Here is a 19,020-nt window from a genome sequence, read left to right as displayed (position 1 = left end):
ATGGCCACGCTCAAGCTCGCCTTCGCCTATCAGGGCCACCAGCCCGGTGACGTCGTGGACGTGCCGGACGAGGCCGTCAAGGACCTCGTGAGGGCTGGTGTCGGTCACCTGGAGGGCGCTGAGCCGGTACTCCGGTTCGGTCGTCTCCCCGAGGTCGCCGAGCCCGTCCCCGACAACGCGGCCCGGCTGCTCAGCAAAGCGTCCACGAAGCTCGACGCGCTCCTCCTGGGGGCCGTGTACGAGACGGACGAGGCCCCGGAGACTCCGGCCGAGTAGGAGGCCACGGTGACCACTCCCCTGACCGCCCTGGTCTTCCCGGACGTCGAGGAGATGGTCATCAACCAGATCCTGGACGTCCTGACGTACGAGGCCGCCACGGTGCGGCCCGTGGGCGACGCCTTCACGGCCTCGCTCCCCTTCGTCCAGGTCTCCCGGATCGGTGGCGTACGCGTCACCGGAACCCTCGAAGGCCGCCGACTGCACGACGACGCGCGCATCTCGCTCGACGTGTACGCGCCCTCCCGTGTGGAGGCGACCGACGCCGTGGCCCGAGTCAGGGCCGCCGTCGAGCAGATGCAGGGCACCTCCCGGAACGGCGGCTACGTGCTGCTCGCCTGGGAGGAGACCGGGCCGGCCGTCCGGCCCGAGGAGCCCAACTCCAACGTCACGCGCATCGGCTACACGGCCGGGCTGCGCGTTCGACCTGCCTGACCCGCGATCCGCCTGGGCCTCTCCAGGCTCCATTCCAGCCGTTCGGAGGGGTTCGTCATGCCCGTCTTCGTCCAGGCGTCAACTCCAACAGGAGGATCAATGGCTGACGACACTCAGGTGGAGATGGGCGTCAAGGGCACGTTCTACGTGGCTCCCGTCGGCACCACCGCACCGACCGACCCGTACTCCTCGTGGGGCGTCGGGTGGATCGACCTCGGTTATGTGACCGAGGACGGTCTCACCGAGTCCCTCAACGAGAACCGCACGGAACTCAAGGCATGGGGGTACAGCGGCGCTGTGCGGACCCAGGTCACCGACCGTGCCGCCACCTTCAAGATCACCTTCATGCAGACCAACGCCTGGACGCTGGCGCTGTACTACGGCATCGACCTTGCCGACATGACCTCCTCGGGCTCCGGCTCCACCCAGTTCCTCGCGTTCGAGGAGCCGCAGACCCCCGAGCCGCTGTACTACGCGCTCGGCATGGACGTCATCGACGACGACAAGCCGAACCGGATCATCGTCGCCCGTGCCGAGGTCACCACGAAGGGCGACCGCACGTACAAGGCCGACACGAACCAGGCGTTCGAGCTGACCTTCTCGTCCCTGACGGCGCCGAACGGCGGCAGCCCGATCAGCCGTCAGTTCGGTCAGGTCCCCCTGCCGTCCTGACCCACCCCTGACCACTGACCGGAGAGTCCTTCGCGGGTCTGCTCTCCGGCCAGTGCTGTGACCCGCGAAGATCCGCGAGAACTTGGAGCACGACCATGAGCAAGCCGAACCGCAAGCGCCTTCACCTGGAGACCCTCCGCGCCCAGCGTCTGGGGGCCCAGGGCACCAAGGAGATCGAAGTCGAGCTGGACGACGAGAAGTTCGTCTTCCCGCTCTCCGCCTGGTGGCCGATGACGGTCGTCAAGAAGATCCGCGCCCTGAAGGACAACGCCGACGCCACTCAGGTGCTCGCGCTGATCTCCAGTCAGGAGCAGGTGGACAAGCTCATGGAGCTGGGCCTGACCCTGGGGGACTTCCAGGACATCATGGAGGCCCTGAACGAGGATGCGGGCGTGGGGCCGGGGGAATCGACCAGCTCCTCGAACTGATCGAGGAGCACCACTCCGAGCTGCGGGCCGACATCGCCCGGTACTTCCCGGGCCGCTCCCTGAACGAGTTCCACCGCAACGAGTACGGCAACGGCTCGATGACGTGGCTGGAGCTGTGGGAGTTCTTCCGCGCCCTGCCGCCCGACTCGATCACCTACTCAGCCATGACCGGGGATCACACTGGGCGCCGTTGGACCGAGCTGCACTACATGCAGGCCAGCGCGCTCACCCTGATGCAAGAGCAGATCCGGGCCTTGTGCCTGGTCAACGGGGTCAAGTCGAGTGACGCCCCGAAGACGTTCCCCTGGCCTCTCCCCGACCTGCGCACCCCCGAGCAGATCGCCGAGGAAGAGGACCGCGCACGACGGGCCGCCAAGTTCCTGGCCTCGGTGAAGCCCCCTGCTCTGGACCCCGAAGTCGAGCGCCGGTGGCACGAGGCCGTCGAGCAGAAGCGGCAGGCGGCCAAGCAAGCCGTGTGACACACAACTGAACAGGGGGCGCGATGCCCACCAACGTCGGTTCCGTCGTTGCCTCCATCGTCCCCGACGTCTCGGACTTCGCCTCCCGAGCGGACTCGGCGCTGACCCCCTCGGTCGAGCGGCTGGGACGAAGCCTGGGCCGGACGCTGTCCCAGTCCCTCACCGGGGCGCTCGACTTCTCGGGGATCGACAGCGCGCTCCGCCGCTCGCTGGACGCTGCCGAGACGTCCGCCGTCTCCAAGGGCCGCGAGATCGGCAGGCGTTACGGGCAGGCCCTGCGAGCTGGCCTGGACTCCGAACTGCGCAGGATCCAGGGGACCCTGGACGTCACCGTCCGCCCCGTCATCGACCGCTCGGCTTACCGGGCCGTCATGGCCGACCTGCCGGTGATCCCGCAGGTCTCGTGCCAGGTCCGGGACGACTTCCTCGCCACCTCGCCAAGACCGGGATGCTCAAGAAGATCCTGGACGGCGCCACCGACTCCCTGAAGCGGCCTCTGGAGCCGCTTCCGGCACCCGGCAGGTCGAGCAGGCCCAGCGGCAACTGGCAGACGCTCAGCGGGGCGTGGGTGACGCTCAGAGGCAGGCCGCCGAGCAGGTGGCCCAGGCCCAGCCACGGCTCCTCGTCGATCAGCACCGAGGACCAGTGGTCCAGCTACCTGCGAATGGCCCAGGTGGACGGTATCTTCGCCACCAGCGAGACCGGCACCGACCTGAAGGTCACCGCCTCGAACGCCTCGAACGCCTCGACCGTCTCGGTCGCGGCCGGTGAGGCGTGGATCCAGGGGACGTACTACGCAAACAGCGCGGCCCTGAACGTCAGCGTCCCCACCAACTCCGGTGGCGGATCAGCCCGCAACGACCTGATCGTCCTGCGCCGCGACCCGTCGGCGGACGCGACCACCGTGCAGTACAGGACGGGCGGCACCAGCTTCCCGACCCTGACGCAGACCCTCAACGGCACCTGGGAGATCCCCCTCGCGTGGGCCACCGTGGCCGCTGGAGCCTCTGTCGTGCCGCCTTCGGGGCTCCAAGCCCGCGTGAGCGAGTTGGCGCCGGAGGTGCCCTGCTGCTCGGAGCCTCCGGCCGCTGAGCCGGCCGGGAGCTGAACAAGCCCCCGACCTCGGGGAGTTCCTGGGCGTGGTTCACCCCCTGGGGTGGGAAATTTGAATCACGCGACAGCCGATGCCGTCTATCGTCTGGGCATGGCAAAGGTCTGCGTCTTCTGCGGGGGCACTCCTCTGACGAAGGAGCACGTGCTCCCTAGGTGGCTCAAGGTGGCACTCGATCCGACCGTCCGGCGTCACCGGTACATCCGGCTGAGCAACGGCACTGTCCGACAGCACGATTCCACCCCGCTGGACGCCCAGGTCAAGATTGTCTGTTCGGAATGCAACAGCGGCTGGATGAATCAACTGGAAGAGAACGTCAGGCAATTCCTGCCCGACCTCATCCGAGGGAACGCGTGCACCCTCAATACGGAAGCTCAACGGGCGCTGGCCTCTTGGTCCGTGAAGACCATGCTCATGCTCCAGTACACGCATCCCGCAGCAGTGCGTGTGATCCCGGTCAGCGATCTCACAAGGTTCCACGACGTCCGTGAGCCCACCAGTTCGATGCTCGGACGGATGGGCTTCATGAACTACCCACCTGACGACTCGGTCCCTCTCGTGGACACCCTGTGTCAGGGCTACGGCATCTCAGGGGCCGACGACATAGCGTGGATCAGCACGCTCAAGATCGGTTGCATGGTGGTGCAGGTCCTACGCGCACCGAAACTAGCCGAGGGCCACATACTCGCCCCATTCAGTGCCTCCTCCGTCCTACGCCCTGTGTGGCCACCACACGACACCATTGAGTGGCCACTCCGCGCCGCGATCCCGTACGAGTCCATGATGGATCTGGCGCATCCCGAGGTACTCAACATGCCCATCGTGCCCCTTTAAATCGGAATCCAGTCGCACCTGTACTACAGGCGCCGCTACCGTCACTTCATGGACATCGGTAGCACCTTCTCGGGTCTCATATCGGGTGCGAGGAAGTTTGCGCACTCTGCGTTGGACGCTCACGCGAACGACGACGAGGAGGTCTTCCTCTTGCACGCGGGCGTCAGCATTGAGCGACTCGCCAAGGCAGTACTGGCACGGAAGAGTCCCTTCCTGTTGATGGAGATGAGAGGGAACGATGACGCTCTCTTCCAAATCGCCGGTCTGGAAGAGGCCACGAAGATCCGGACCATCGGAGCGGCACAGGCCATCGTCCGGCTCAAGCGGCTCGGCATCCTCCCGCAGGCTAAAGACCCTGACCTGGACGAGCTGATCGAGCTACGGAACGGCGTCGCCCACCTGCTTGCCTCACATGACGGCTCGTTTGACGGCCTGACCGTCTTTGCCAAAACCACCACGACGTTGCTGGAATCTTGGGACAACGTCGGCGCAGAGCGGTACTGGGGGCCCCACTACCGCCTGGTGGAACTGACGTTGAGCGAAGCCGTGGAGAAGGCCGCCCGTCACTTCGGCAGGCTCGTGGAGCAGGCACGCTACCGACTTGCGGAACGCACCAAGGGCCTTCCTCAGGCCGCCCTGGAGGCGTTCGTGGAAGCGCGCTCGCAGCGTACGGCTGCGGCTTGGCCCGAGCACCGGTGCCTGGTTCTGCCGCGCGAGTGTCCCGCCTGCCACAACTTCGCAGGACTGATTACCGGTCCTCCGGTCATGATCAGACGAGGGAGGCCCGGAGAGGCTCTTCCCCTGAGATTCTTCTGTCGCGTATGCGAACTCGACCTGAAGACCCCAGAGGAACTTGCGTCAGCAAGCATTGATGGCCGTGTGCTGCTTGTTGACCAGAACGGCGAGAGGCTCCTCACCCACGAAGAAGAAGCCTCGTGGTACGCGTTCCAAGATGGTGATGATCGCGGGTACTTGTTCGCCACCCGCTGATCCACACCCCGAAAGCCCCGGCTCCCCCGAGTCGGGGCCAGTCCGTTTAATTTAATCCCATCGCCCTGTAGTACAGGGGCCGTTACCGTCCATCTATGAACGAATCGCTCTCATTCGAGAGCCTCTTCGAAGGCGCCAAGAGGGCCGCGTCCAAGGCCATGGACGATCATGCGCACGGCGAGTACGACGAGTTCGCCCTCCACGCCGGAGTCGCGATCGAGCGCCTCGCCAAGGCGGCCCTGGTGAAGATGAACCCGCTCTACGTCGCGAGCGGCAAGCTGCACATCGGTTCGCCGGACAAGGTCAAGATCTACACGATCAGTGCCTCAGAAGCCCTGGCTCGCCTGCAAAGTTTCGGCGTCGGCAAGGTCGACAGCGACCTGAAGTTGCTGATCGAACTCCGCAACGGCACAGTCCATACCGCTGGTGGCGATGAGGCGAAGACGCACATTCCGACCCTCGCCAAGGCCGTCTCGGCCATCTTGGAGCACCTCGGCATCTCGGAGCACGACTTCTGGGACCGCTGGACGAGCGCCATCAACATGGCGGTCAACGAGCAGCGAACCGAGATCGAACGGCTCGTAGAGATTCGGATCAGGCAGGCCCGGCACGTCTTCGAGGACCGATTCAAGGGCCTCCCGCCGGGGGCCAAGGAGCGGGCCATGGCGACGCCGAACCCCGCCCTCTCGGACTGGATCGAGGCAGTGGAGATCAGGGCGGGCGGCGTTCCCATCTTCAAGACCTCGGGTGGCGACTGCCCCGCCTGTGGTGGTCGGGGCATCCTGACCTTCGAGCCGACTGAGCAGACGGCCACGAACACGCACTACAGCGCGGACGGCTTCGCCTGCTCCATGTGCACCTTCGCGGTCGTCGGGCCGGAAGAGATGGCCGCCCTGCGAAAAGCCAGCGCCCCGTCCATGGTGGCCACGATGTCCGTCTCGCACGGTCCCACGCTCGCCCCGGAGAACATCAAGATGATCAAAACCCAGACAGGCTGATCCACAACTCGAAGGCCCCGGCTCCGGTCGGGGCCTTTCGCATGCCCCCGTACCGCGCCGGGCCTCCCTGCGCCAACTCCGCGAGGAGGTCCCCTTGTTGCTCCCCGAGCTGCTCAGATCCGTGACCGCAGCCGAGGACTCGGGCCCCGACATCGGCAAGCTCATCGGCCAGTTCGCTCAGTACGCCATCGTCGGCGTGGTCGTCGTCATGCTGATGGTCGGGTACATCGTCCCGAAGTACGTGATGTCCAACCTCACGGCGGACAGGGACAGTTGGCGCTTGGCGTTCGAGAGGGAGCGCGACGCCCACGATCTCACTCGGCAGCAGCTCGCGAAGGCCGAGGAGCGCGGGGACGTGGCCACCGAGCAGGCGAAGACGCTGATCCGCCTGCTCGAAGACCTCGGGCACCGGCCCGAACTCCCCAGGAGCGCCTGGCGATGCGGCTCTTCACCCGACAGCCGCAGGCGTCTCCCGAGGCGGAGACCGCGAAGAGGGCCGCCGAGGAGTCCCTCCAGCAGGCCCAGGCCCGGATGCACGAGGCCCAGGCCCGACTGACCGAGAGCCGCCGGGTGAGGGAACAACTCCAAGCCCACAACCGAGCGACGTACGAGGGCTTCATGGATGGCCTCGTCCCCAGTCATAGGCCCACCGCGGCCTCCTGAGCCCACCTCTCCGACCGCCCTCCGGGTAACGCGTAACGGCACCGGAGGTACTTCTTCATGCCCGCCAGCCCCTCTTGGAGGCACCCATGAAACTCATCACCAGAACCCAGCTCGGATGGCCCGCTTCGGCCGCTCCGACCCAGACCTCCACCAAGGGCGTGAAGGTCCACTACGAGGGGACGGGCGTCTCGGCCGCCCTGCTCAAGGACCACGCCAAGTGCCTGGTCGAGTGGCAGGCGATCCGGAAGAGCCACCTGGCCAACCCGACCGAGCACTACGCCGACATCGCGTACAACTACGGCGCCTGCCCGCACGGTTACCTCCTGGAGGGCCGGGGCATCGGCAAGCGCACGGGGGCCGACGGCAACCAGCCGCTGAACGTCGCGCACTACGCCATCGTGGGCCTGGTGGGCGACGAGGGTCTGACCGAGCCCACGGACGCCATGCTCGGAGCGATCCGGAACGGCATCGAGCTGCTCCGTCAGCACGGAGCCGGGGACGAGATCAAAGGTCACCGCGACGGGTACGCCACCGAGTGCCCCGGCGGTCCGCTCTACGCCTGGGTGAAGAAGGGTGCTCCCCGGCCCAAGGGCACCGAGCCGGCCACTCCTCCGGCGAAGACGTACGAGCCCTTCCCGGGGGCCTCCTGGTTCTCCGTCGGCCGTACGAGCCCGATCGTGGGCCGCATGCACGACCGCCTCGTGGCGGAGGGCTGCGGGAAGTACCAGAGCAGCGCGAACAAGAACACCATCGGCTCCGGCGACGTCGCCTCGTACGAGGCGTGGCAGCGGAAGTTGAAGTACACCGGCTCGGCGGCCACCTGACCCCCGGGCAAGGCGAGTTGGGACGCTCTTCACGTCCCGAAGGCGTAGTATCAGAGCACCTTCTCGTGTCTCTGGCGGGACACCTGTATGGCCGTCACTGAGCCCCTGATCTCCCTCGTGGAGATCAGGGGCTCTTTCGTGCGTTCAGCCTCCGGGCTCACCGGAGGTCCTCATCCCGTGCAAATTCGTGCAAGGCAGTGTGCTGGACGGGTGACTTGGAGCAAGCTCGTAGAGACAGTTCGTACACGAACTCCGTGGAGGGGATCATGACGCTGCACAAGCTGGGCAAGGACCCGGACAGCCCAGAGGGCAAGTCCCCCACCGTCTATTACGACGACGCGACGGACAACTACCTGTTGCAGGGATGGAAGGTGTTGGACGACGACCGCCTCGGACAGATGGACATCCCCGAGCATGAGACCGTGATCGAATTCCCGAAGCGCATGATGCAGTTCTTCCCGGAGGTCAACGGCAGTGGCGGCACCGGCACCGACTCTTGAGGATCGTCTCCGCGCCTGCACCCGCACCGCCGTGCACCTGGAGATGCGGGACGGGTACATGCGATCCGATCCCCGCTTCGTGGCCTGGCAGACCGGAGTCCGGGACGGCTTGGGCGTGGCCGGTTCGTGGCTGACCCTGATCTCGGACGTCACCTCGCGAGGCGTACTCGTACGCCGGGCACGCATCGTGTCCGAGCCCGTGAGCGACTACGTCAGGTTTGAGCACCACCTGACCGGTGCCAACGTCGCTGCGGGCGAGGAGGTCCGCTGGCTGCCCCGGCGAAGGGCATCGGATCTGGCGTTGCCGGGGAACGACTTCTGGCTCTTCGACGACGAAGTTGCCGTCTTCCACCACTTCGGCGGGGATGGAGAGCTGGCCCCCGACGACGAGGAAGTACGTACAGACAGCGCGGCCTTGAAGCTGTGTGCAGAAGCGTTCGCCGCTGTGTGGGCGCGCGCAGTCGCCCACGGCGATTACAAGGTCGCCTGAGGGCGAGCACAAGAACAGTGGCGTCCCCGTCCTCCAGCATCCAGGAAGCACGTCGTGCGCTTGGCCAGCGTCTCCGTGAGATCCGGAAGGACTCGGGTCTCACCGGCAGAGAGCTGGCCAAGCGCGCCGGCTGGCACGAGTCGAAGACCTCGCGCCTGGAGCACGGCAGAACGCCTCCCTCCGACGCGGACATCCGCGCGTGGACGCTGATCTGCGGGACGGCCGATCAGGCGCCGGACCTCATCGCCACCGCGCGGGGCATCGACGGGCAGTACGTCGAATGGCGCCGCATGGAACAAGCCGGGCTCAAACGCGCACAGGAGTCGGTGCGTCCCCTGTTCGATCGCACGCGCCGCTTCCGTACGTACCAGTCGTGGGTGATTCCCGGCCTGCTCCAGACAGACGCCTACACGCGTGCGGTGCTGAGCACAGTCAGCGAACTCCGGGACGTGCCGGACGACATCGACGAGGCCGTGGCGGTGCGGATGGACCGTCAGCGGATCCTTCATTCAGGCAACCACCGCTTCGCCATGCTGATCGAGGAGTGGGTACTCCGTACGGTCATCGGAGACGCGGAGACCACGGCTGGACAACTGGGGCATCTGATCGCCGTCGCCTCACTGCCGTCGGTAAGTCTGGGGATCATCCCGCTGGGTCTGCCTCGCGGCGTCGGGTGGCCTGTCGAGTCCTTCACCATGTACGACGAAGCACAGGTGAATGTGGAGCTTGTGTCGGCCCATCTGACCGTGACGCAGCCACGGGAGATCGAGGAGTACGCACGGGCCTTCACCGAACTGTCCGCAATCGCGGTGTACGGCGCCCCCGCGAGGTCCCTCATCACCGCTGCCATCAACGCGCTCGGGTGAATCCGTGCAAGTCCGCGCAAGCTCGTTGAGCCGTTCACTAGCGCCTCCCTACGGTCAACAGGCATCGCCATGCGTTGGCGCGCAAGCACTAACAGCGACAGCGCGGAGGTGACGCCCAGCTCGACCTACACCGACCGAGGTCCTGATGCCTGTGAGCAGCGTCGTACGCCCTACGGGGCACCCCGGATACTCCGAGACCCTCCCCGCCCTGGAGGAGAGCGCCGATGCAGCCCGCAACCTCGTCAGGATCGCGCTGGCCACCTGGCATCTGGACGAGCTGACGGACTCCGGGATCCTCCTGGTCACCGAGCTGGTGGCCAACGCGGTCAAGCACACGAACACGCGGAGCATCCGAGTCATCGTCTCCAGACCGAGTGAGCGCTTCGTACGGATCGGCGTGACCGACAAAGCCCGCGTGATGCCGGAGATGACCAAGCCCGGTGACGACCTGCTCACCAGCGGCCGGGGGCTCCTCCTGATCGATGCCCTGGCAGAGCGCTGGGGGACGGACATGTACCGCTGGGGCAAGCAGGTCTGGGCCGAGTTGCTGAGCGAGCCGGCCGAATGACCGAGGAGAGGCCCCGCGTGGGGATCGGCGATCAGGTGTGGGACGACGACGCGGGCAGGGAGGGGATCGTCACCGACATGCAGGGCGGGACGTACGTCATCGGCCCCGTCTACATGTGGGCGGCCACCTGGACGGCCGCCAGTGACGAGAAGCTGAAGGTCGTCCTCTCCCGCGAGGAACGCCTCAAGCGGAAGCAGGAGCAGGGTTGGTGACCCACTCCCCCCAGAGACCCTCGCGAGGTAGAGGCCACCTGATCCAGATGGCTCCCCCCTACCCGTGAGGAGAGAGGCCTCGACTGTCTGGGGACGGTCGGGGCCTCTTCGCGTCCCCACACCTGGACAGGTACCGTCACCGGACCAACGGTGGCCTGTACTACAGGAGTTGAATGTACAGAGTGATCACCCCATGAGCGTGTGGACGCGGCCACACGCGTGGCCACACAGACGGCATCGAACGCAATCGACGGGACGCCCACTGCAACCCACATGTCCGCTTTTGCGGATAACCGCAGGTCAAGCCTTCACAAAGGATTGGGTTCAAGTCCCGTCACTCACCCTGAATGATCAAGGCCCGACCTGGAAACAGGCCGGGCCTTGTTGGTGTTCACCCCGACTTCGCCATGGACACCCCCCATGCCCGAGCCCCCCACCTCCGCCCCGATCATCCACACCGCCCGCCTGGACGCCCTCCCCCTACGCGTCGAGCACGCCCAGGAGATGGCCCAGGTCCTGGCCGATCCGGCGCTGCACGCCTTCATCGGCGGTAGACCCGCCACCCCCGACGCGCTGCGCTCGCGCTACGAACGCCTCGTCGCGGGCTCCCCGGACCCCGCTGTCACCTGGTGGAACTGGGTGCTCCGGCGCCGGGAGGACGGATGTCTGGTGGGGACGGTCCAGGCGACGGTCACGGGAGACGTCGCCGAGATCGCCTGGGTGCTGGGGACGCCCTGGCAGGGGCGTGGCTTCGCCGTCGAAGCGGTGCGGGGGCTGGTCGACCGGCTCGGGTGGCAGCCCCGTATCCGCGTGGTCGTCGCCCACATCCACCCCGGTCACCGGGCCTCCGCGGCCGTCGCCGGCGCGGCAGGGCTGACGCCGACGGATCGTTGCCAGGACGGCGAGGTCCGGTGGGAGCTGTCGCTGCGGCCGTAACCTCACGCGTCCTGGGGCGTGTTGGCGGCGCGCCACGCGTCGGTGAAGCGTCGGACGTCCTCGAAGCGGGCGTCGGGGTCGGCTTCGGTGGCGAGTTCGATGACCGCCAGCTGCTGGGGTGTGCCTCGCCAGGCGCGTTCCTCGTCACCGGCGTCGAGGAGGAGCCGGGCGGCGCGGCCCAGGGTGAAGACGGTCGTACGGGTGTCGATCACGGCCCCGCGTACGAACTCCTCGGGCGCCATGAACCGCCGGGAGCCCGGCAGTCGGTCCTCCTCCAGCACGAAGGGGCCCGGCCGGTACTCGTCGAGGTCGACCAGGTGGGTCACGTCGCCCGCGAAGTCGTAGAGCAGCGCGCCGTCGTAGAAGTCGACCGCGATCTGGCCGGCGGACTCGACCGCGAGGTGCGCGTCGAGGACCCGGTCGAAGGCGCGGAGGACGCGGTCGGTCGGCAGGGCACGGAAGCGGGCCATCGGGCCGGCCGGGTTCGTACGGTCCTGCGGGCCGCCGAGAGTGGGGTGGTACAGCACCTCGCCGTCCCGCCAGGGCATGACCACCGCCCAGCTCTGCCGTACGGCGATCCGGTGGACCTGCGGCACGATCGCCCGGTGCCGCACCGTCCGGTGGAACGCCCAGCCGCGCTCCAGGGACCGCCGCGCGTCGTCGGTGATCGCCTCTTTCACGAACCAGCGTGCGCCGTCGAGCAGTTGCACCCCGTACGACACGCACCCCGAGTCCTGCTCGCGGTACGCCTTGAACACCTCTCCCACCCGGCCCAGATAGGGCTCCACGGCAGGCACTTCGTCGACTCCGAGCAGGGGATGCAGAACCATGGCGTCAGACTGCCTCACCGGACCGCGCCCCCGCTGCCCTTCGGCGACGGCCACGCCGACCAGTACCGAGGCCGGCCAGTGGCCGCGTCACCCAGACGCCCGGACCACCAGTTCCGTGGGGAGGACGACCTGTCGTTTCTCCAGTTCCCGGGAGACCGGCGGGCGGCGGTCCGCGATCTCGTCGAGGAGGAGGTCGATCATCGCGCGGCCCATCAGTTCGATGGGCTGGCGCACGCTGGTGAGAGGGGGGTCCATGTGACGGGCGATGGCGGAGTCGTCGTAGCCGACGAGGGCCACGTCATCCGGTATACGGCGGCCCTGCTCGCGCAGGACCTGGCGGGCGCCGGCGGCCATGACGTCGGAGCCGGCGAAGACCGCGTCGAGGGACGGGCAGCGGGAGAGCAGTTCCGTCATCGCCCGGCGGCCGCCCTCCTCGGTGAAGTCGCCAGGGACGATCAACCGGTCGTCGGGCTCCCGGCCGGCCTCGCGCAGGCCCTCGCGGTAGCCGTCGACGCGGCGCTGGGCGCCGTAGACGTCCAGCCGGCCGGCGAGGTGGACTATCGTGCTGCGGCCCTGGGCGATCAGGTGTTCGACGGCCGCGCGGCTCCCGCCGTAGTTGTCCGAGTCGACGGACGGCAGGATCTCCTCCGCCGAGCGGCGGCCGCTGATCACCGCCGGGATCCCCAGCTGGGAGAGGAGATCGGGCAGCGGGTCGTCCGCGTGCACCGAGACCAGAAGGACGCCGTCCACCCGGTGTGCGGCCAGGTAATGGGCCAGGCGTTGGCGCTCGCGGTCACTGCCCGCGAAGATCAGCAGGAGCTGCATCTCGGTGTCGGACAGCGCCGCTCCGACCCCCCGCAGCATGTCCGAGAAGTACGGCTCCGCGAAGAAGCGGGTCTCGGGCTCGGGGACGACGAGGGCGATCGCGTCGGTGCGGTTGGCCGCGAGGGCACGGGCCGCCGTGTTGGGGACATAGCCGAGCTCCGCGACCGCTGCCTCGACGGCCGCGCGGGTCGCGTCGCTGACCCGTGGGGAGCCGTTGATCACCCGGGACACCGTCCCGCGGCCCACTCCGGCCCGCACGGCGACCTCCTCAAGGGTCGGCCGCCCACCGCTCCGGCCCCGCGCTCGGTGGCCTGCCATCGTCGTCGCCTCCCGTCACACCGCGGATCACTCCGCGACTGGCCTGGAATCTAACAGCCCTGTTCATGAACCCGGGCCCGGCACAGGTGTCGCCTGTACCGGAGGCCCCCGGTGACGGACTGAAAAACCCCCGGCCTCAGCCGATTTCGTACCGTCTCCCGCAGTTGGCTAACAGCCCGATAACTGAAGGCGGTTCTCCGCGTCCGCTCCCTTGACACCCCTGCGCGAACCGACGACTCTTCAACACATCACTTGTGGGAGCGCTCCCACGGTACCTGACACATACACATCCCGCACGTTCCCCGCCCGAGCCGCAGCGTGCAAAAAACGGGCCCAACAATGCAGTTGGCCGGGGGGTCGGCACGTCAGGGCAACAGGAGGACGCAATGCGAGCACGTACAGGAGCCGCCCGCAGGGTGGTGGTCCTCGCGACGATAGCGTCGCTCGGCACCGGGCTGCTGGCCGGATGTGCCGACGACGGCACGGACGAGGGCTCCAACTCGTCGGCAGGCGGTGGCGGCGGCAAGACCAAGATCACGCTCGGCCTCTTCGGCACCGCGGGCTTCGAGGAATCCGGCCTGTACAAGGAGTACGAGAAGCTCCACCCGGACATCGACATCCAGCAGACCGTGGTGGAGCGCAACGAGAACTACTACCCGGCGCTCGTCAACCACCTCACCACCGGCAGCGGCCTCCAGGACATCCAGATGGTCGAAGTCGGCAACATCGCCGAGATCGTCGAGACCCAGGCTTCCAAGCTGCTCGACCTGTCGAAGTACGGCAAGGAGAGCGACTACCTCGACTGGAAGTGGAAGCAGGCCACCACCAAGGACGGGCAGACGATCGGGGTCGGCACCGACATCGGTCCTATGGCCATCTGCTACCGCAAGGACCTGTTCGGGACGGCCGGCCTGCCCACCGACCCCGAGGAAGTCGCCAAGCTGTGGACGGGCAGCTGGGACAAGTTCGTGGACGTCGGCAAGCAGTACCAGGCGAAGGCACCCAAGGGCACCACCTTCCTGGACTCCCCCGGCGGTCTGCTCCAGGCGATCCTCAGCGGTGAGACCGAGCGGTTCTACGACTCCGCCGGCGAGGTCATCTACAAGACGAACCCGGCTGTGAAGTCGGCGTTCGACCTCACCGCGCAGGCCGCCGAGGACGGACTGATCGGCAACCAGACGCAGTTCCAGCCCGCCTGGGACACGACGATCGCCAACAGCAAGTTCGCCGCGATGTCCTGCCCGCCGTGGATGCTCGGCTACATCAAGGGCAAGTCGAAGCCCGACGCGGCCGGCAAGTGGGAGATCGCCCAGGCGCCCAAGGCCGGCAACTGGGGCGGCTCCTTCCTCGCCGTGCCCAAGGCCGGCAAGAACACCGAGGAGGCCGCGAAACTGGCCGCCTGGCTGACGGCGCCCGAGCAGCAGGCCAAGCTGTTCGCCGTGCAGGGCAGCTTCCCGAGCACCCCGGCGGCGTACGACTCGGCCGCGGTGAAGGACGCGAAGAACGACATGACGGGTACGGCGCCGATCGGCACGATCTTCGCCGAGGCCGCCAAGAACATCCCGGTCCAGACGATCGGCCCGAAGGACCAGATCATCCAGCAGGGGCTGACCGACAACGGCGTGGTCCTGGTGACCCAGGGCAAGTCTCCCGAAGAGGCCTGGAACAACGCCGTGAAGACCATCGACAACAACCTGGAGAAGTGACCGGTATGGCCGCCCGGCACGACATCGCCGCGCCCCCCGAGCAGGAGGGGGGCGCGGCCCCGGCCGACCGGACCCCGTCAACCACGCCCGCGGAGGCGGACGTTCGGCGCCGGGCCCGGCTCTCCCGCCGTTGGCAGCGGGACATGCGCTGGAGTCCGTACGCCTTCGTCTCCCCGTTCTTCCTGCTCTTCCTCGCCTTCGGCCTCTTCCCGCTGATCTACACCGGCTGGGCCTCGCTGCACACGGTGGAGCTGACGGCACCCACCGACATGGACTGGGTGGGTCTGCGCAACTACACGCGGATCTTCGACGACGACTTCTTCTGGAACGCGGCGAAGAACACCCTGACCATCGGGATCATCTCCACCGTCCCGCAGCTGATGATGGCGATGGGTCTCGCCCACATCCTCAACTACAAGCTGCGCGGCTCGACTTTCTACCGGGTCGCGATGCTCGCGCCGTACGCCACCTCGATCGCCGCGGCCTCTCTCGTCTTCGTGCTGCTCTTCGGCCGCGACTACGGGATGATCAACTGGGCGCTGAACGCCGCCGGGTTCGACCACGTCGACTGGCAGAACGACAAGTGGCCCTCGCAGATAGCCGTTTCGTCGATCATCATCTGGCGCTGGACCGGCTACAACGCGCTGATCTATCTGGCGGCGATGCAGGCCATCCCGCAGGACCTGTACGAGTCGGCGGCCCTGGACGGCGCCTCGCGCTGGAAGCAGTTCCTGCACGTCACCCTGCCGTCGCTGCGTCCGACGATCCTGTTCACCGTCGTCGTCTCGACGATCGGTGCCAGCCAGGTCTTCGGCGAGCCGCTCCTCTTCGACGCCAACAAGGGCGCCTCGGGCGGCGCCCAGCACCAGTTCCAGACGCTCGGCCTCTATCTGTACGAGCAGGGCTGGGTGAACCAGCACCTGGGCCGGGCCTCCGCTATCGCCTGGACCATGTTCTTGATCCTCATCGTGATCGGGATCGTCAACTACGTCATCTCGCGCCGGCTGCGCGCCAGTAGCTGAGCCGGCAGGTAAGCCAGCAGACAGGAGAACCGGCGTGACCATGACGGTTAAGGAGAACCGGCCGTGACGACGACCCTGACGCCTCCGTCCGACCCCGCAACGGAACCGCCCAAGCGCGTCCGGCGCCCCAAGTCCGCGCGCGCGGGCGGCCAGTTGCACGGCGGCCCGATCGCATACGCCGTACTCGTGCTGTTCACCCTCGGCTCGCTCTTCCCACTGGTGTGGACGGCGATCGCCGCCTCGCGCGACAACAACCGGCTGGCGCAGACACCGCCGCCGTTCTGGTTCGGCTCGGGCCTGTTCGACAAACTCGAACTCGCCTGGAAGGACGCCAATCTGGGCGAGGCGATGCTCAACACCACGATCGTGGCCGGGATTTCGGCGGTCACCGTCGTCGTGCTGTCCACGATCGCCGGGTTCGCCTTCGCCAAGCTGCGCTTCAGGGGCCGTAACGCCATGATGCTGATCATCATCGGCACCATGATGATCCCGCCTCAACTCAGCGTGATCCCGCTGTACATGATGGTCGCCAAGCTCGACTGGACCGACCAGCTCCAGGCGGTGATCTTTCCGTCCCTGGTGAGCGCCTTCGGCGTCTTCTTCATGCGGCAGTATCTGATCCAGGCGCTGCCGAACGAGCTGATCGAGGCGGCCCGGGTGGACGGCGCGAGCAGCTGGCGGGTGATCTGGCACGTGGTGTTCCCGGCCGCGCGCCCCGCGATGGCCGTCCTCGGCATGCTCATCTTCGTCCAGACGTGGAACGACTTCCTGTGGCCGTTCCTGGTGCTGACCCAGATGGGCAACCCGACCGTGCAGGTCGCGGTCGCCGGCCTCGGCCGCGGCTTCACCCCCGACCAGTCCCTGATCATGGCGGGCGCGCTGCTCGGCACACTGCCGCTGCTGCTGGTCTTCGCGCTCTTCGGCAAGCAGATCGTGGGCGGCATCATGCAGGGCGCCGTCAAGGGATGACACCCTTGTGGGGCCGAGCCACCGCCGTCTCGGCCCCTTTCCCACCCAACTCCCTCTCCCCCTCTTACCGTCGGTCTCCACGACCTCCTATGGGAGCGCTTCCATGCCTGAGCCTGTGACGCCCGTGACCTTTCCTCCCGCCTTCCTCTGGGGCGCGGCGACCTCCGCGTACCAGATCGAGGGGGCGGTACGGGAGGACGGCCGCACGCCCTCGATCTGGGACACCTTCAGCCATACGCCGGGCAGGACAGCGGGCGGCGACACCGGTGACGTGGCCGTCGACCACTACCACCGCTACCGCGACGACGTGGCCCTGATGGCGGACCTGGGCCTGACCGCGTACCGCTTCTCGGTCTCCTGGCCCCGGGTGCAGCCGACGGGCCGCGGCCCCGCGGTCCAGCGCGGCCTGGACTTCTACCGCCGCCTGGTGGACGAGCTGCTCGCGCACGGCATCAAGCCGGCCGTCACCCTCTACCACTGGGACCTCCCGCAGGAGCTGGAGGACGCGGGCGGCTGGCCCGCGCGCGACACGGCGCTGCGATTCGCCGAGTACGCGCAGATCGTGGGCGACGCCCTGGGTGACCGCGTGGAGCAGTGGACCACCCTCAACGAGCCCTGGTGCAGCGCCTTTCTGGGGTACGGCTCCGGGGTACACGCGCCCGGCCGCACCGACCCGGCGGCGGCCCTGAAAGCCGCGCACCATCTGAACCTCGCGCACGGTTTGGGAACTTCGGCCCTGCGCGCCGTGATGCCCCACCGCAACACGATCGCGGTGAGCCTCAACTCCTCGGTCGTCAGGCCGGTTTCACAGGCCCCGGCGGACCGGTCGGCGGCACGCCGCATCGACGACCTCGCCAACGGGGTCTTCCACGGGCCGATCCTGCACGGCGCGTATCCGCAGGGTCTGCTCGCGTCGACGGCGTCCGTCACGGACTGGTCGTACGTCCTGGACGGCGATCTCGCCCTGATCAAACAGCCGTTGGACGCGCTCGGCCTCAACTACTACACCCCGACGCTGGTTTCGGCCGCACCGACCGTGCCGGACGGGCCGCGAGCGGACGGCCATGGCGCGAGTTCGCACTCCCCCTGGCCGGGCGCGGACGACGTCGCCTTCCACCAGACCCCGGGCGAGCGTACGGGGATGGGCTGGACGATCGACCCGACGGGCCTGTACGACCTGATCATGCGGTACGCCCGCGAGGCCCCCGGCCTGCCGCTCTACATCACCGAGAACGGCGCCGCCTACGACGACAAGCCGGACCCCGACGGCCGCGTCCACGACCCCGAGCGGATCGCCTACCTGCACGGCCACCTGTCGGCCGTACGCCGCGCCGTCACCGACGGCGCCGACGTCCGCGGCTACTACCTCTGGTCCCTGATGGACAACTTCGAGTGGGCGTACGGCTACGGGAAGCGCTTCGGGGCGGTGTACGTGGACTACGCGACGCTGGCGCGCACGCCGAAGTCGAGTGCCCGGTGGTACGGGGAGGCGGCGCGGACGGGAGTGCTGCCGGGGGTGGCCGTCGAGTAGGCCACTGCCTGGAGAGAGCGGGGGGACGGGGGACGGGGCGCGGCGCTGTGAGGGGAGTGCCGCGCCCTGTTCCCTTTCAGCGAGCGTCCAGTGGTCAGCGCGGTGGGCCCACGATGACCTGGCCGTACGCGTCGGCCGCTTCCGCCAGGAGGTCGGGGGAGATCCGGAAACCGTCGGGCCGGGGTGTCGCCAGGTCGCGTCCCGCGTGCCGGAACATGCCCTCGATGCCGGCGGGGGTGCAGATCATCAGCAGATCGGCGGTGTCGGAGGTGATCCGGTAGCCGTGCGGGACGTTCTTCGGCAGGAAGACGATGCCTCCTTCGGACAGTTCCATCTCCTGGCCGTCGGACCAGACCAGCGCGCTGCCGAACCCACCCGCAGAGCCCTGCGCAGCGTCGTCCAGGCCGTCGTCGCGACGGCGGCCGCGCTTCTCCTGCTCGCCGACTCCCCCGCCCTCGCCGACATACCGGCGGGGGGGGCGCCGGCCGGGGGCCGCCGCGGCCCGGGCAGGCGGGAGCCGCGCGGCCGCCGCGAGAT

Annotated in this window: 25 protein-coding genes; 22 read left to right on the top strand and 3 right to left on the bottom strand. The window is 67.8% G+C overall.

Annotation, left to right across the window (positions count from 1 at the left end; translation table 11 throughout):
* The 18 genes from ACFWP7_RS04815 (at nt 1) to ACFWP7_RS04730 (ending at nt 11,282) form a co-directional block, all read left to right on the top strand.
* On the top strand, nt 1-276 hold the full coding sequence (locus tag ACFWP7_RS04815; RefSeq protein WP_384375977.1) for a hypothetical protein: 276 nt from the start codon (nt 1-3) through the stop codon (nt 274-276).
* A 9-nt stretch (nt 277-285) separates the two neighbouring features.
* The gene (locus ACFWP7_RS04810) at nt 286-711 is read left to right on the top strand and encodes a hypothetical protein (RefSeq protein WP_384375975.1); all 426 of its coding nucleotides are present in this window, start codon (nt 286-288) and stop codon (nt 709-711) included.
* A 99-nt stretch (nt 712-810) separates the two neighbouring features.
* Entirely contained in the window at nt 811-1,383 is a 573-nt protein-coding gene (locus ACFWP7_RS04805; protein ID WP_384375972.1) for a phage tail protein, read from the top strand.
* Between the two features lie 95 nt (nt 1,384-1,478).
* Entirely contained in the window at nt 1,479-1,811 is a 333-nt protein-coding gene (locus ACFWP7_RS04800) for a hypothetical protein (RefSeq protein WP_384375969.1), read from the top strand.
* Nucleotides 1,812-1,909: 98 nt separating this feature from the next.
* Nucleotides 1,910-2,290 carry a hypothetical protein gene (locus tag ACFWP7_RS04795; protein ID WP_384375966.1) on the top strand — a complete coding sequence of 127 codons (381 nt, stop codon included), beginning with the start codon at nt 1,910-1,912 and terminating at the stop codon, nt 2,288-2,290.
* 23 nt (nt 2,291-2,313) lie between these two features.
* Complete coding sequence (locus tag ACFWP7_RS04790; RefSeq protein ID WP_384375964.1) at nt 2,314-2,778, top strand: hypothetical protein; 465 nt, start codon at nt 2,314-2,316, stop codon at nt 2,776-2,778.
* Nucleotides 2,739-3,398: a hypothetical protein gene (locus tag ACFWP7_RS04785; RefSeq protein ID WP_384375961.1), complete on the top strand. Its 660-nt coding sequence runs from the start codon at nt 2,739-2,741 to the stop codon at nt 3,396-3,398. Before ACFWP7_RS04790 ends, ACFWP7_RS04785 begins: the two co-directional genes overlap by 40 nt.
* A 96-nt stretch (nt 3,399-3,494) precedes the next feature.
* A complete protein-coding gene (locus tag ACFWP7_RS04780; protein WP_384375958.1) occupies nt 3,495-4,235 on the top strand; it encodes a hypothetical protein in 741 nt (246 codons plus the stop codon).
* Nucleotides 4,236-4,283: 48 nt separating this feature from the next.
* Entirely contained in the window at nt 4,284-5,225 is a 942-nt protein-coding gene (locus ACFWP7_RS04775) for a hypothetical protein (RefSeq protein ID WP_384375955.1), read from the top strand.
* A gap of 95 nt (nt 5,226-5,320) precedes the next feature.
* On the top strand, nt 5,321-6,223 hold the full coding sequence (locus ACFWP7_RS04770) for a hypothetical protein (RefSeq protein WP_384375952.1): 903 nt from the start codon (nt 5,321-5,323) through the stop codon (nt 6,221-6,223).
* A gap of 94 nt (nt 6,224-6,317) precedes the next feature.
* Nucleotides 6,318-6,779, top strand: a complete 462-nt coding sequence (locus ACFWP7_RS04765) for a hypothetical protein (protein ID WP_384375949.1) — start codon at nt 6,318-6,320, stop codon at nt 6,777-6,779.
* A 193-nt stretch (nt 6,780-6,972) separates the two neighbouring features.
* Complete coding sequence (locus ACFWP7_RS04760; RefSeq protein WP_384375946.1) at nt 6,973-7,710, top strand: peptidoglycan-binding protein; 738 nt, start codon at nt 6,973-6,975, stop codon at nt 7,708-7,710.
* Between the two features lie 266 nt (nt 7,711-7,976).
* Complete coding sequence (locus ACFWP7_RS04755; RefSeq protein WP_200677416.1) at nt 7,977-8,210, top strand: hypothetical protein; 234 nt, start codon at nt 7,977-7,979, stop codon at nt 8,208-8,210.
* A gap of 43 nt (nt 8,211-8,253) precedes the next feature.
* Nucleotides 8,254-8,700, top strand: a complete 447-nt coding sequence (locus ACFWP7_RS04750; RefSeq protein ID WP_384376130.1) for a DUF6879 family protein — start codon at nt 8,254-8,256, stop codon at nt 8,698-8,700.
* 17 nt (nt 8,701-8,717) lie between these two features.
* Entirely contained in the window at nt 8,718-9,566 is an 849-nt protein-coding gene (locus ACFWP7_RS04745; RefSeq protein ID WP_384375942.1) for a helix-turn-helix domain-containing protein, read from the top strand.
* 145 nt (nt 9,567-9,711) lie between these two features.
* Nucleotides 9,712-10,134, top strand: coding sequence for an ATP-binding protein (locus ACFWP7_RS04740; protein ID WP_384375940.1), 423 nt, complete (start codon nt 9,712-9,714; stop codon nt 10,132-10,134).
* A 17-nt stretch (nt 10,135-10,151) separates the two neighbouring features.
* Nucleotides 10,152-10,346, top strand: a complete 195-nt coding sequence (locus ACFWP7_RS04735; RefSeq protein WP_384375937.1) for a hypothetical protein — start codon at nt 10,152-10,154, stop codon at nt 10,344-10,346.
* 420 nt (nt 10,347-10,766) lie between these two features.
* Nucleotides 10,767-11,282 carry a GNAT family N-acetyltransferase gene (locus tag ACFWP7_RS04730; RefSeq protein WP_384375934.1) on the top strand — a complete coding sequence of 172 codons (516 nt, stop codon included), beginning with the start codon at nt 10,767-10,769 and terminating at the stop codon, nt 11,280-11,282.
* Between the two features lie 2 nt (nt 11,283-11,284).
* Here ACFWP7_RS04730 and ACFWP7_RS04725 read toward each other — a convergent pair whose 3' ends face one another.
* Nucleotides 11,285-12,112, bottom strand: a complete 828-nt coding sequence (locus tag ACFWP7_RS04725) for a serine/threonine protein kinase (RefSeq protein ID WP_384375931.1) — start codon at nt 12,110-12,112, stop codon at nt 11,285-11,287.
* An 87-nt stretch (nt 12,113-12,199) separates the two neighbouring features.
* Nucleotides 12,200-13,255, bottom strand: a complete 1,056-nt coding sequence (locus ACFWP7_RS04720) for a LacI family DNA-binding transcriptional regulator (RefSeq protein WP_384375928.1) — start codon at nt 13,253-13,255, stop codon at nt 12,200-12,202.
* A gap of 386 nt (nt 13,256-13,641) precedes the next feature.
* Between ACFWP7_RS04720 and ACFWP7_RS04715 the strand changes: the two genes are divergently transcribed.
* The 4 genes from ACFWP7_RS04715 (at nt 13,642) to ACFWP7_RS04700 (ending at nt 18,483) form a co-directional block, all read left to right on the top strand.
* Nucleotides 13,642-14,961 carry an ABC transporter substrate-binding protein gene (locus ACFWP7_RS04715; RefSeq protein WP_384375926.1) on the top strand — a complete coding sequence of 440 codons (1,320 nt, stop codon included), beginning with the start codon at nt 13,642-13,644 and terminating at the stop codon, nt 14,959-14,961.
* A gap of 5 nt (nt 14,962-14,966) precedes the next feature.
* Complete coding sequence (locus ACFWP7_RS04710) at nt 14,967-15,983, top strand: carbohydrate ABC transporter permease (protein ID WP_384376127.1); 1,017 nt, start codon at nt 14,967-14,969, stop codon at nt 15,981-15,983.
* A 63-nt stretch (nt 15,984-16,046) separates the two neighbouring features.
* Nucleotides 16,047-16,952: a carbohydrate ABC transporter permease gene (locus ACFWP7_RS04705; RefSeq protein ID WP_384375923.1), complete on the top strand. Its 906-nt coding sequence runs from the start codon at nt 16,047-16,049 to the stop codon at nt 16,950-16,952.
* A 103-nt stretch (nt 16,953-17,055) separates the two neighbouring features.
* Nucleotides 17,056-18,483 carry a GH1 family beta-glucosidase gene (locus ACFWP7_RS04700; RefSeq protein WP_384375919.1) on the top strand — a complete coding sequence of 476 codons (1,428 nt, stop codon included), beginning with the start codon at nt 17,056-17,058 and terminating at the stop codon, nt 18,481-18,483.
* Between the two features lie 94 nt (nt 18,484-18,577).
* Here ACFWP7_RS04700 and ACFWP7_RS04695 read toward each other — a convergent pair.
* On the bottom strand, nt 18,578-19,020 hold a 443-nt coding region (locus tag ACFWP7_RS04695; protein WP_384375916.1), incomplete at its 5' end, for a cupin domain-containing protein.

This window comes from Streptomyces sp. NPDC058470 (assembly GCF_042721055.1).
GTDB lineage: Bacteria > Actinomycetota > Actinomycetes > Streptomycetales > Streptomycetaceae > Streptomyces.
The sequence above is the reverse complement of the archived record's forward strand: the minus strand, read 5'-3'. Positions and strand labels throughout refer to the sequence as shown.

What these genes read in the sequence shown, in the direction of transcription:
- ACFWP7_RS04815 (WP_384375977.1), top strand. Translation starts at nt 1, where the DNA reads ATGGCCACGCTCAAGCTCGCCTTCGCCTATCAGGGCCACCAGCCCGGT.
- ACFWP7_RS04805 (WP_384375972.1), top strand. Translation starts at nt 811, where the DNA reads ATGGCTGACGACACTCAGGTGGAGATGGGCGTCAAGGGCACGTTCTAC.
- ACFWP7_RS04800 (WP_384375969.1), top strand. Translation starts at nt 1,479, where the DNA reads ATGAGCAAGCCGAACCGCAAGCGCCTTCACCTGGAGACCCTCCGCGCC.
- ACFWP7_RS04795 (WP_384375966.1), top strand. Translation starts at nt 1,910, where the DNA reads ATGACGTGGCTGGAGCTGTGGGAGTTCTTCCGCGCCCTGCCGCCCGAC.
- ACFWP7_RS04790 (WP_384375964.1), top strand. Translation starts at nt 2,314, where the DNA reads ATGCCCACCAACGTCGGTTCCGTCGTTGCCTCCATCGTCCCCGACGTC.
- ACFWP7_RS04785 (WP_384375961.1), top strand. Translation starts at nt 2,739, where the DNA reads ATGCTCAAGAAGATCCTGGACGGCGCCACCGACTCCCTGAAGCGGCCT.
- ACFWP7_RS04780 (WP_384375958.1), top strand. Translation starts at nt 3,495, where the DNA reads ATGGCAAAGGTCTGCGTCTTCTGCGGGGGCACTCCTCTGACGAAGGAG.
- ACFWP7_RS04775 (WP_384375955.1), top strand. Translation starts at nt 4,284, where the DNA reads ATGGACATCGGTAGCACCTTCTCGGGTCTCATATCGGGTGCGAGGAAG.
- ACFWP7_RS04770 (WP_384375952.1), top strand. Translation starts at nt 5,321, where the DNA reads ATGAACGAATCGCTCTCATTCGAGAGCCTCTTCGAAGGCGCCAAGAGG.
- ACFWP7_RS04760 (WP_384375946.1), top strand. Translation starts at nt 6,973, where the DNA reads ATGAAACTCATCACCAGAACCCAGCTCGGATGGCCCGCTTCGGCCGCT.
- ACFWP7_RS04755 (WP_200677416.1), top strand. Translation starts at nt 7,977, where the DNA reads ATGACGCTGCACAAGCTGGGCAAGGACCCGGACAGCCCAGAGGGCAAG.
- ACFWP7_RS04750 (WP_384376130.1), top strand. Translation starts at nt 8,254, where the DNA reads ATGCGGGACGGGTACATGCGATCCGATCCCCGCTTCGTGGCCTGGCAG.
- ACFWP7_RS04740 (WP_384375940.1), top strand. Translation starts at nt 9,712, where the DNA reads ATGCCTGTGAGCAGCGTCGTACGCCCTACGGGGCACCCCGGATACTCC.
- ACFWP7_RS04730 (WP_384375934.1), top strand. Translation starts at nt 10,767, where the DNA reads ATGCCCGAGCCCCCCACCTCCGCCCCGATCATCCACACCGCCCGCCTG.
- ACFWP7_RS04725 (WP_384375931.1), bottom strand. Translation starts at nt 12,112, where the DNA reads ATGGTTCTGCATCCCCTGCTCGGAGTCGACGAAGTGCCTGCCGTGGAG.
- ACFWP7_RS04720 (WP_384375928.1), bottom strand. Translation starts at nt 13,255, where the DNA reads ATGGCAGGCCACCGAGCGCGGGGCCGGAGCGGTGGGCGGCCGACCCTT.
- ACFWP7_RS04715 (WP_384375926.1), top strand. Translation starts at nt 13,642, where the DNA reads ATGCGAGCACGTACAGGAGCCGCCCGCAGGGTGGTGGTCCTCGCGACG.
- ACFWP7_RS04710 (WP_384376127.1), top strand. Translation starts at nt 14,967, where the DNA reads ATGGCCGCCCGGCACGACATCGCCGCGCCCCCCGAGCAGGAGGGGGGC.
- ACFWP7_RS04700 (WP_384375919.1), top strand. Translation starts at nt 17,056, where the DNA reads ATGCCTGAGCCTGTGACGCCCGTGACCTTTCCTCCCGCCTTCCTCTGG.